Annotated in this window: 11 protein-coding genes; 4 read left to right on the forward strand and 7 right to left on the reverse strand. The window is 29.1% G+C overall.

Translation table 11 applies throughout. The features are described 5' to 3' along the window. Positions 1–87: 87 nt before the first annotated feature. From trpD to ACEG17_RS00685, 3 genes are all read right to left on the reverse strand, one after another. Positions 88–1,734: an anthranilate phosphoribosyltransferase gene (trpD, locus tag ACEG17_RS00675; protein ID WP_372582164.1), complete on the reverse strand. Its 1,647-nt coding sequence runs from the start codon at positions 1,732–1,734 to the stop codon at positions 88–90. Further along, on the reverse strand, positions 1,735–3,069 hold the full coding sequence (locus tag ACEG17_RS00680; protein WP_372582165.1) for an anthranilate synthase component I family protein: 1,335 nt from the start codon (positions 3,067–3,069) through the stop codon (positions 1,735–1,737). A 1,417-nt stretch (positions 3,070–4,486) separates the two neighbouring features. Then, positions 4,487–4,792, reverse strand: a complete 306-nt coding sequence (locus ACEG17_RS00685; protein ID WP_147005340.1) for a PTS sugar transporter subunit IIB — start codon at positions 4,790–4,792, stop codon at positions 4,487–4,489. Positions 4,793–5,251: 459 nt separating this feature from the next. Here ACEG17_RS00685 and ACEG17_RS00690 point away from each other — a divergent pair, with 459 nt between their 5' ends. Beyond that, entirely contained in the window at positions 5,252–5,578 is a 327-nt protein-coding gene (locus ACEG17_RS00690) for a PTS lactose/cellobiose transporter subunit IIA (RefSeq protein ID WP_299571068.1), read from the forward strand. 388 nt (positions 5,579–5,966) lie between these two features. Next, complete coding sequence (locus ACEG17_RS00695; RefSeq protein WP_372582166.1) at positions 5,967–7,007, forward strand: Gfo/Idh/MocA family oxidoreductase; 1,041 nt, start codon at positions 5,967–5,969, stop codon at positions 7,005–7,007. A gap of 264 nt (positions 7,008–7,271) precedes the next feature. On the opposite strand, the gene ACEG17_RS00700 is transcribed toward ACEG17_RS00695, so the two are convergent. The 4 genes from ACEG17_RS00700 to ACEG17_RS00715 all read right to left on the reverse strand — a co-directional run bounded on the left by ACEG17_RS00700 (position 7,272) and on the right by ACEG17_RS00715 (position 10,609). Continuing rightward, positions 7,272–7,895, reverse strand: a complete 624-nt coding sequence (locus ACEG17_RS00700; RefSeq protein ID WP_147005342.1) for a hypothetical protein — start codon at positions 7,893–7,895, stop codon at positions 7,272–7,274. 381 nt (positions 7,896–8,276) lie between these two features. Further along, entirely contained in the window at positions 8,277–8,918 is a 642-nt protein-coding gene (gene pcp, locus ACEG17_RS00705) for a pyroglutamyl-peptidase I (protein WP_372582167.1), read from the reverse strand. A 69-nt stretch (positions 8,919–8,987) separates the two neighbouring features. Then, positions 8,988–9,929: a DUF979 domain-containing protein gene (locus ACEG17_RS00710; protein WP_372582168.1), complete on the reverse strand. Its 942-nt coding sequence runs from the start codon at positions 9,927–9,929 to the stop codon at positions 8,988–8,990. Next, entirely contained in the window at positions 9,929–10,609 is a 681-nt protein-coding gene (locus ACEG17_RS00715) for a DUF969 domain-containing protein (protein ID WP_372582169.1), read from the reverse strand. The genes ACEG17_RS00710 and ACEG17_RS00715 overlap by 1 nt, the downstream gene beginning before the upstream one ends. Before the next feature lie 243 nt (positions 10,610–10,852). Here ACEG17_RS00715 and ACEG17_RS00720 point away from each other — a divergent pair, with 243 nt between their 5' ends. Both ACEG17_RS00720 and ACEG17_RS00725 read left to right on the forward strand, forming a co-directional pair. Continuing rightward, a complete protein-coding gene (locus tag ACEG17_RS00720; protein WP_372582170.1) occupies positions 10,853–11,671 on the forward strand; it encodes a type I restriction-modification system subunit M in 819 nt (272 codons plus the stop codon). A gap of 64 nt (positions 11,672–11,735) precedes the next feature. Next, a complete protein-coding gene (locus tag ACEG17_RS00725) occupies positions 11,736–12,005 on the forward strand; it encodes a CD1845 family protein (RefSeq protein WP_299574015.1) in 270 nt (89 codons plus the stop codon). The last annotated feature ends 25 nt before the right edge of the window (positions 12,006–12,030 follow it).

Consider the following 12,030-nt stretch of genomic DNA (forward strand, 5'->3'; position numbering starts at 1 on the left):
CTAATAAAAAAGATATTTTTTAAATTTTTATCAGTTATAATCTATAAAAAATATAAATTAGTAATTTTATCAATTATATCCAAAAAATTATTTTGTGATTTTCACATAATCTTTATAAAACTCATAAACCTTCCCACTTTCAATTGCTTCTAAAACCATATCCTTTGCTTTTGCAGGGTGATCTACCACATCCGCAGTATAAAGTGCAAACATTGCATTCAATACGACAATATCAAATTTTGCTGATTTTTCTGCGCCTTTTAAGATTTTTATCAAAATTTCAGCATTTTCCTCTGGAGTTCCGCCTTCAATTTCAGAATGAAAAGCCCGTTTAAAGCCAAAACTTTCAGGAGATACTGTATATTCGAAAATTTGTTCATCTTTTACTTCAATAATTTTAGTGTCATCACAAATTGTTATTTCATCAAGACCATCATTTCCTCGAACAGCTAATGCATGCTTTCTTCCCAGTAATTGTAATGTTTCAGCGTACAATCTGTGTACAGGCTCGTGGTAAAGTCCAACCAATTGGTATTTCAATTTTGTGTTTGGATGAAGCAGTGGACCTAAAATGTTAAATACAGTTCTTATTCCAAGACGGCTTCTAACTTCTCGAACTTCTCCAACTAATTTGTGAAAAAATGGGGCATGAAAGAAAGCAAGATTTTTTACGTGCAGTTTTTCAATTTGATTTGCAAGCGAGTTTTCAAGCGGTACTCCTAGTTTGTCAAGCACATCACTGCTTCCGCTTTTACTCGAGATTGCACGATTTCCATGTTTTGCGACATTTACTCGCATTGCTCCTAGAATAAATGAAACTGCTGTTGAAATATTTATCGTCTTGAATCCATCGCCACCAGTTCCGCAAACATCAATCATATCAGAATCATCTTCAAAAGTTGTGCTGTATTCCAGGATATTTTTTACAAATGCTGTAAGTGATTCAGGATAAAGGCTTTTTTCTGAAATAAGTACAAGCAAGGCTCCAAGTTGAACAATGTCATAATTCTTGCTGTCAATAATTTTACAGATTTCACGAAAATCAGTATCTGTCAATGCAATATTTTCCTGTAATTTTTTTAAATATTTATTCATATCTATAAAGTTTCCTTTCTCGTTAGTATTTTTAGAATTTTCATCATTTTGCAAAGTTTCTGAAACTTCAATATTCAAGAAGTTTCGTATCATATTTTTTCCATATTCAGTAAAAATTGATTCTGGATGGAACTGTATTCCAAAAATATTTTTACTTTTGTGTTCCACAGCCATTGCAACCCCATCCTCAGACTTTGCTGTAACTTCAAGTTCTTTTGGAATATCGTCAACATAAAGCGAATGATATCTCATAACTTTAAATTTTTTTGGCAAGTTTTTAAATAATACAGAATTCTCGGATAAAACTGTAATTTCTGAAGTTTTACCATGCAATGGATTTTCAAGCCTTTTTATTTCTCCACCAAAATTCATTCCAATTGCCTGATGTCCAAGACAAATTCCTAAAATTGGAATATTCCCCAGTTCATCAGTATTATTTAAAATTTCTAGGCAAATTCCGCTGTCCTTTGGATGTTTTGGACCAGGAGAAAAAATTATTTTACTAGGATTCATTTTTTTTATATCATCAATTGTAATTGCGTCATTTCTAACAGTAATAACTTCATCATCTGTCATTTCCTTCAAATACTGCTCAACATTAAATACAAAAGAATCATAATTGTCAATCATCAAAATCATTTATTTCACATCCTTTCCACTTTTATTTTCATTGTTTTTATTTTTTTCTTCATTACAAAATTTTTTAAAAATGTTTAGCACAGATGCTCTTTTATGGCAAATTTCATCATATTCCTTCTCTTTTACAGAATCAAACACAATTCCTGCTCCAGCTTGAATAAATACATTTCGAACTTCATCAACTTTATTCAAGTCATAATTTTTATTTTCAAAAAATGCAGTACGAATAATAATCGCAAGCTGAACATCTCCATTAAATCTCAAAAATCCAATTCCGCCAGCATAAACATTTCTTTTAAATGTCTCGAGTTCTGAAATGATTTGCATAGCACGAATTTTTGGCGATCCAGAAAGCGTTCCCGCTGGAAGAGCCTGAGCAATAACTTCAAATATCGACACATCTTTTCTTTTTTTCCCGTAAACATCAGTCACAATGTGCATTACATGTTCATAATTCTTAATATGCATAAGATTTTTTACAATAACTGAGCCACTTTCTGCAAATTTCCCAATATCATTTCTAGCCAAGTCAACAAGCATCCTATGTTCAGCACATTCTTTTTCATCATTTAATAAGTCGTTTGCTAAAAATGCATCTTCGTTGGCATCTTTTCCTCTAGGACGAGTTCCAGCGATAGGAGCAATATAAATATTATCCGATGAAATATCAACCAGTATTTCTGGACTAGAACCAACAATGTCCCCATATTTCGTAGGAAAATGGTACATATACGGACTCGGATTTGCCTTTGACAATTTTTCATAAAAATCAAGAGAATCCATATTTGACGTAAGTTTTAACTGTTCGCTTAGTACAACTTGAAAAATATCTCCAGACTTAATATATTCCTTTGCTTTTTCAATAATTCCATAATAATGTAATTGTTCCTCTTCAAAATCTGTTTTTATATCATAAAATAAATCAGAATCCTTAATTTTTTCAGAAATTTCATCATTTAAAAAACTAAAATATTTTTCTTCATCTCCATAAAATGAAAATTCTTTACTAGTCTTTGAATAATGTAAATATGCCTTTGCATTGGCAAAAACAAACTGTGGAAATTTAAACTGCTCTTTTTCAATTTTTCCAATTTTTTCAAAAAAATGTATCGACTCATAAGCAAATGTCCCAAAAAGTCCTGCAAAAGGGGAAAGTCTTTTCTGTTTTACAAAAGAATTGTATATTTTTTTTAACGACTCATAACTGTATTCATTAGAATCAAAATATTCACAGTCAATCCCAATAATAACTTGCCTTTCATCTTCAGCAAAATAGGAATTGCTAAATTTTTTTCTGATAATAGAGTAGTAATAAGTAGGTTTGTTTGTTAACATAAAATATCTCACTTTCTATATTATTGTATTTTTCTTTATTTATACTATTTTACAATCTATCCAACTATTAAATTATTCTTTAATTAAATTTTATCATCAAGTATTTATATAAGAATTCTTATTTAAAATTTGAAAAACTGCTTACTGTTAATAAATGTTTTTTCATAATTTCATGTTTTTTCTTTTTATATAAGCAAGGGAAATCAATCGCCATTTTCCTTTATTTCGCAATAAAAGTTATTTTAACATCTTTAAATAATGGTATATTAAAGAGAATGGCGAAAGTGCTATGCACTAACCCTGGCTCGTCTAAGCATTTTTTTGAAATATTCCCAAATTTTATTTGGGAAAGTAGTCTAAACATTTATATTTGGATAAACTTGAGTTACTACGAAAACGAAACTCGCTAACACTCACTTTTGCAAATAAATAATTAGAACAACTCTATAAAATATATCTGCTATAAAGGTTCTAGCGAAATAAACACATAAATGTGTTTAGTCGTTTTCATTCCAAAAAAAATCACGACATTCTATATTAAATTATAAAGATTATTATATTTAAGTTTTAGGTTTTTACATTTTGAAAATACTAAATAAGCAAAATTTCGTTAAAGGAAAAATAACTAAATACGAATGTATTTCTTTCGCCATAATTTTTATAAAACGAAAACTTATTTATGTAAAAATAACTCTTATTTGCGAAAGTGAGCGTAGTTTTACGAAGCGAGTTTTATTTTTTCTTTATAAGAAAGTTTTGCGTAAAGCGGGGTAGTTCGTAGAACGTTTCGCCATTATCTTTAAATAGTAACCAGTTATACATGTTAAAATAACTGTTATTGCGAAAAAGAGCATGGTGTTTGATGCCCTTACGTTACAAAAAACTTGAATAAAAAAATAAAAGAACTATTATTAACCATACTATTTATAAATAAAATTATAAAAGTCTTTAAGAGGGATACTTAAAAATTAGATTTAATTTTTTTAATTAAGATTATAAAATTAATTGTTATAGAATTTTATTTCTATTTTCTAAATGAGGTTTAGTGTTAGTTGAAATTTATAAAAAAAATTCTCTTAAATCATTTTACCGACTAAGAGAATTGTATAAAATAAAAGCATTGATTTTGTTTCACCAATGCTTTTCTCACAATATTTAATAATAGTAATTACAATAAATTTCAACATAGCTGGCAAAAAAATATTAAATTGTATTTAATTTTTTCCACCAAATCCAAGTTTGTTTAATCATTGTAATCACTCCTTAAAATTTTTATTTATTATTTTACTCTACAAATAATATACCACAAAAAATGTATTTTGTAAAATATATTTTATTAATTTAACCATAAATTTTATTAATGATTAAAATGATTTTTTCAGTATTTGAACTTCTAATAAAACACAATTAAATGGAACTATTTAAGCAAATTTAAGGCTTGATCCAGTACTTTTACCCCGTTCATCATTCCATAGTCAACCATATTAATCACATCTATATTAATATTATTTTCTTCAGCAATTTTTTTTGCTTCAGGTAAAGCATATTTAACCTGTGGTCCCAATAAGACAACATCTGCTTTTTTAAATTCTTCTTTTGCTTTATCAAGAGGCTCTGCCCAGATTTTAGTTTCAATTCCTCTTTTTTCAGCTTCAGCTTTCATTTTGTTTACTAATAGACTAGTAGACATTCCTGCTGCACAGCATAATAAGATTTTTTTCATTTTTAATCACCCTTTCTTCTCTTGCCAAAAAATTTACTTTTAAATATATTTTCATTATTTTGTTCTGAATAAGGTTAACTTTTACATTCATAGTATACCACCAATTTTTTAGAAGTCAAATTTTATAAAAAATTATGTTTTTTCATCTATAAATTGTTTTATACAAAATTCTATTTTAATATTGAATTTATTGTAAATTATTTTTAATAAAGGATATAAATCTAATATTTTTAAAAATTAAAATATAATTTTATATTTTTTAACTTCTTAATAAATATTATATATGAAAAAATGTAGATTTTTAAATCGTCTATTTTAAGAAAATATTGAAATTATGGGTTAATTAATAGAAAAATTAATAAAATATATAAAATTGACATAGTTAAAAACGTGTGTTATAACAATATTAAGAATAAATTTTAATATAATAAAATATAATTATTTTTAGGAGGATTTACTATGGCTGAAGAAGTATTGGATATTGAAATGATTGCGATGACATTGATTGGACATGCAGGGGAAACTAAAAGTTTGGCTTATCAGGCTATGAATGCGGCAAAAGCAGGGAAGTTTGATGAAGCGGAAGAATTTATGAAGCAGTCTAATGAGGAAATGCTAAAGGCACATGAATTACAGACAGATTTGATTGTAAGGGAAGCTGGAGGAGAAAAAATTGATGTTGGATTAATCATGGTACATTCACAAGATCACTTGATGACAGCAATTTTGTTTAAAGAATTAGCGAATGAATTTATCGAAGTGTATAAGAGGCTGGAACAAAAATAGTTTTGTATTGAATTTTAAAATATATTAAACAGGATAATTGCGTACAAAAATATCCTTTTATGTGTGAACGTGCTGTATTCTTAATATAGAAATTTAGACTAAATCTTGTTGAATAATGAAGTTATAAAAAACTTTTTTATCATAAGAAATTGTAAAAGATACTAAAGAATTATAAATTGTTTAAAAGGGGAATTTTTAGAATAAAAATCATTTTGTGATATTTTATTTGAATTTTTCTCTTTTAAATTATACAATATTTTAAAATAAATCTTAGTTTAAAGTGAGTGTAGAATTTAGGTTGTATACAGCTATTCCATTGATTTTTAGATATCCTTACTTTATCTTTAAGCAGATTGATTTATAAAATTGAATAGAAGGGATAATTATTATGATGAAAATAGGAATTATAGGAAATGGAAAAAGTGCAAACAGATACCATCTTCCATTTTTACTGCAAAGAAAAGATAAAATAAAAGTTAAGACTATTGTTGCAAATAATTTGGAAAATAATACTTGGGAGAGAATAGACGGGATTCATTATACTGATAAAATTGAAGAATTGTATAATGATCCTGAAATTGATTTGGTTGTTATCTGCCTAAGATCAGATTTACATTATAAATACGCTAAAGAGGTGCTGGAGCATGGTAAAAACTGCCTTGTGGAAAAGCCTTTTGTTGAAACATTGGAAGAAGCACAGGAGTTATTTAGGTTAGCTAAGGAAAAAGGGTTAATTGTTCAGCCGTATCACAATAGAAGATTTGACAGTGATTTCTTGACTACAATGAAAGTGATTGAAAGCGGGAAATTAGGAGAAATTTTAGAAATTGAGTCTAATTATGATTATTACAGGGCAGAAGTGCCTGAAAATGTGAAGGAATATGACGGGAAACAAGCGAATACATTTTTATATGGGCATGGGACGCATGTCTTGGATCAGATAATTTCACGATACGGCAATCCTGATAAAGTTCATTATGATGTAAGACAGCTTCTTGGGACAAATCGGATGAATGACTATTATGATATAGACTTGTTTTATGAAAGAGAAAATGGTAAAAGTTTAAAAGTAAGTTTAAAAGGTAGCTATTTTAGAATAAAACCTAGAGCATCATTTATTGTATATGGGACTAAAGGGTGCTTTATAAAAGAAACAGAGGATAGACAAGAAGAACATTTGAAGTTGTTTTATATGCCAGATAATTCAGATTTTGGAATAGATTTGCCAAAACATTATGGGACGTTAATTTATTATGATGAAAAAGGAAATTATCATGAGGAAAAAGTAATTTCTGAAAAAGGTGATTATGGTAGAGTCTATGATGATTTATATGAGGCAATAAAAAATGGGAAAGAAAAAACTATTAAAGATGAGGAAATAATTTGTCAAATAAAGATTTTGGAAGAGGGAAGTAAGGATTTGAAATAATGAAAAGATAAAAATTGTATAGTAAAACTGCTTTAAAACTAAACTCAAAAGGCTATGACTATTTTACTCAAACCCTAAATCAATATAATTTTTAGTAGTTTAATTTCAAATAGGTTTGAGTATATAATAAAAAACTGTAAAAAATTTCTATGTGTTTGAAAATGATTTATAAAAAAGTGACCTATTTTAGATGTATTTGATTTGAAATAGGTTTTTTTATTTATAAATAAAAATGACCCATAAATGAGTCATTTTGATATGTGTTTATTTCTTTTTGTCTTTGTAATAACTTTCTCTTATTTCTTTTAAGATTTTTTGTGCTTTGTCATTCTGTTCTTTGGTCTGTCTTATTGCTTCAACATTTCCTTTACTGTCAGATTTTATTATAATCTTATCAGTACTTTTTGAACTTTTCGACAATTTTGCGGCTTTATTACCGCTAAAGTAACTAGCTCTTGCTTCTTTTAAAGCTTTTTTAGCTCTTTTTATTTCTTCTGGTGTTAATTCACGTTTTTCTACAACGGTTGTTGTAGGAGTAAAAGTTGGAGTTGCGTTATTTATCTTAACTTTTTCCTTTCCATTTTTATTTTTTTGTGAAGATTGACCAGTAATTATTGGTTGTTTTTTTTCAGTTTTTTCGCTGACAATTTTTTGTTCTTTTTCAGCTTTTTCTAATTGAAGCTGCCTTTCTCTTTCGGCTTTTTCTTGAGCTAATCTTTGTTCTTTTTCAGCTTTTTCTCTGGCTTTTTCAGCCTCAATCTGTTCTTTTTGAGTTTTGTAATAATCATCCCTTACTTTTTTTAATATTGATTGTGTCCCAATAGCCAGCAGTGGAATACCTACTGCTAAAATGGAAGTTATAATTACCAATTTCTTTTTATTCTTCATAAATTACCTCCTAATTTTACTTTAGACAAAGTAAAATAAAAATATATTTGAATAATTTCAAGAAATTATTTATTGTATAATTACTTAAAAAAATCCAATCATACTTTACTTAATAAGTTTACCACAATTTTTTTGTTTTTTCAATTTATTTTTACTTATATTAATTTTAATATTTATATAACTATAGAGCAATTATTTCAAAAATGTCTTAGAAAAATTTGAATTATAAAAGGAAGTAATTGTATAGAAAGAAAGTCAGGATTTAAAAACAACAAGACTTAGAGAATAAGAAAAATAGACTTTGTAATAGAAAAAACCTGCTTCAAGATATTTTTAAATGAAAACAGGTTTTTGTCTGAAATTCAAATTAATTTATAGTTTTTAGCATACAGTTCCGCCAGTTTCTTTGATGTCTTCACTATTTTTTACAATAGCCTCAATTGCTGCAGTCAATCCTTTTACAATGGTATTTAGTTCCATTGAAGGTGTATTTTTTTTGTCGATAACTTGCTGTGGTAAAAATGGGATGTGGATGAATCCAGCTTTTTTACCTTTATACTTTTTGTTTACGAGATAAAGAGTACCATAAAGAACGTGGTTACATACAAAAGTTCCTGCGGTATATGAAACTGAAGCTGGAATTTCATTTTTTTGTACATTTTTTACCATGGCTTTTACAGGCAGATTTACAAAATAGGCATTATCTCCATCTGGAAAAATAGGTTCATCAATAGTTTGATTTCCTTCGTTGTCAGGAATCCGGAAGTCATCAAGATTTATTCCAACACGTTCGATGGAAATGTCAAATCTTCCGCCTGCCTGCCCAATTGACAGGATAACATCTGGATTATGTTCTTCAATAGCCTTTTCAATTTTTTCAATAGATTTTTTTTTCACTGTCGGGATTTCCAGTTTGATAATTTCGGCTCCTGCAATATTATCTGGTAATTTTTTTACTGATTCGATAGCAGGATTTATAGGCTCTCCTCCAAAGGGGTCAAAGCCTGTGACAAGTATTTTCATATATTTTTCGCATGATACCATAACGATTTATAATTTCATGCACTCCTTTCTATTAGTTTATTTTGATGTTTATTTTACTCCAAAAAGAAACAGCATAAGTACAATGTGTGATAAAAGCAGTAATAAAGCCATTGGAGCTTGAATTTTTATAATTCCATACTTGTCCTTTATTTCAAGGATTGAAGCAGGAACGATATTAAAGTTTGCCGCCATTGGAGTCATAAGGGTACCACAATAACCTGCAGTCATTCCCAAAGCACCTATAACAGCTGGATTTCCACCGTGCTTTATGATAAAAGGTATACCAATACCTGCAGTTATTACTGAAAATGCAGCAAAGGCATTTCCCATAATCATAGTAAATACAGCCATTCCAACGGCATAAATAATAATTCCTATAAAAATATTTCCTGTTGGTACAACTGAAGAAATACTGGTAGCAATTACTTTTCCAACACCAGCTTTTGTAAATACTGCACCTAATGCTGCAAGAAGCTGTGGAAGAATGGCAGTAGCACCAATTTGCATAAGAAGTCTTGAAGTATCTTCATTTGTTTCTTTAAATTTTGGTTTTATAATAATAGCAGCTGCTAACAGTGCAACAAGTGAACCTCCACCGATACCTAATGCAGGCGGTATTGCAGTTTTTCCGATTTTAAACTGAAGTATTAGAAAAGCAGCAATTCCAATTAATGCAGCAGGAATGAAAATTTTGTTTTTTAGTCTTTCACTTTGTGCAATTTTGAATTGAGATGAAATATTTTCAAATTTTCCTATATGGAGCTGTTTTGTTACAGTAATTATAGCAAGAACTACAAGTAGTCCACCAGTAACTTTGTATGGAATAACAGTCCCAAAAATAAATATTATTCCAAGAATAAACCAGAATAAAAATGTTCCTATTCTTGATTTTTCATTCTTCAGACCTCTAATCGCAGTAGCAATACTGACAAATCCACAAAGGATATAAACAATTTCTGTTAAAATTTTTAAAAGGGCTTTTACATCCATTATTTATTACCTCCTTTGTTTGCTGTTATTTTTTTATCATAAATATAAACTTGAATAAAGGTCAAGATTATTGTGATAATTCCCATTGGGATTGAGAATAATGCTAATTGTTTTAATGACACATTGTATCCATTTTCCTGTAATGTAGTCTGAATTAGAAGAAGTCCTGATGCACCGATAAATATGTTCTGAGCAAAGAAATTTCCGTAATTTTCAATTGCAGCACTCAAACTTTTCAGTTCTTCAGTTTCTTTTTCTGTAAGCTCCTGTTCTTTATGAGATTTTGCAGCAGCTTCAGCCATTGGGTAAATAAGTGGACGGATGAACTGCACATGCCCTCCAATTCTGATTGATAACGCACTTGCAATAGAACGTATAACCATATAGAGTCCTAAAATTCTACCAGCAGTCGCATTTTTCAATTTTTCAATTAAAGTTGCACTTCTCTCTCTTAGTCCATATCTTTCTAGAACAGCAATAACTGGCAAGCTGACTAGAAAAACAGACATAAGCCTATTATCCACAAAAGCCTTTCCAATAATTCCAAGTATTTCTAAAAAATCCATTTTCGCAGCAATTCCTGTAGCAATACCAGCAGTAAGCACCACAGCCAGCACATCAAGCTTCAATGTGAATCCTACTACAATAATAACAATACCAATAAGTAGCCATAAATTCATAAGCTTCCTCCCTAAAAAAGTTTTTATAGTATAATTTTACCTTTAAAGTGACAGAAATGCAATAGTTTAAAGGAAAAATTGTATATTTTTGATGGATTTTTTTATAATCAGGAATAAAATAAAAGAATTTAAAATATATTGGAAGAAGATAAATTTTTATTTATTAAAACTTGTGTTTTAAAAAATTTTATAATAAAATATATTGTAAATACAGAAATTTTAAAATTAGGAGAGAAATAAAAAATGGATAATAAAGGGTCAAATGAGATGATGCAAAGAGCAGAGCTGCATAGAAAAATATGGTCTATTGCTGATAATGTACGTGGAGCAGTAGATGGCTGGGACTTCAAGCAGTATATTTTAGGAATTTTATTCTACAGATTTATTTCTGAGAACATGGTGGAATTTTTTAATAAGGCAGAACATGAAGCTGGAGATTTAGAATTTAATTATGAAAATATTTCTGATGAAGAAGCAGAAGAAGATTTTAGACCTAATACAGTAGAAGATAAAGGTTTTTTTATTTTGCCAAGCCAATTATTTCAGAATGTTGTAAAAACAGCGAGAAATAATGAAAATTTAAATACTGATTTGGCTAATATTTTTAAATCTATTGAGGCAAGTGCTATTGGTTTTGAATCGGAAAATGATATTAAAGGATTGTTTGAAGATGTCGATACAACCAGTAACCGTCTAGGTGGAACTGTAGCAGAGAAAAATACAAGATTAACAGATATTTTAATAGGAGTTTCTGAGATTAATTTTGGAAGTTTTCAGCATAATGATATAGATGCTTTTGGAGATGCATACGAATATTTGATTTCAAATTATGCCAGTAATTCGGGAAAATCTGGAGGAGAATTTTTTACACCGCAGACAGTTTCTAAACTTTTGGCAAGACTTGTAATGGAAGGAAAAACAAGTATCAATAAGGTATATGACCCGACATGTGGGTCTCGTGTCATAATAATGACAGAGGCAAATAGTTCAGTAAAATCAAAGGTTTTGAAGCTTCTACCAAAGTTAAAAACTGAAGAAACTGATAGTTTATGTGTTGCTTAGAGCTATTATCCATTAAAATAATGGTTGTAAGCAGCACATAAGCCGAAGAGAAAAGAGGTAGTGTATGCGATGGATATTATTTCCGATTAGTCTTGTCTTATCAATTCTGACAGCTTTTCTGACATTCTTACTTGGTATTGGAACAGCATTACTTTATATCGTTATGGTGTTCTGCATATTTGGGGCGATAGCTTCTTTAATTCGAGGAGAAATTGGGATAGGTATATCGGGCTTGGTCATCGGTTTCCTATTTAGTCCCTATGGGCTTCCGATGATAGGAGCGACTGTGATAGCGTTTATTGAATTGATAAATGATAAGATTAAGGCGGTGTAGACAAATTTGAAGTTGTGGAGGTAAT

Origin of the sequence: Leptotrichia hongkongensis (assembly GCF_041538065.1) — a bacterium.
In the GTDB taxonomy this organism is placed as follows: domain Bacteria; phylum Fusobacteriota; class Fusobacteriia; order Fusobacteriales; family Leptotrichiaceae; genus Leptotrichia; species Leptotrichia hongkongensis.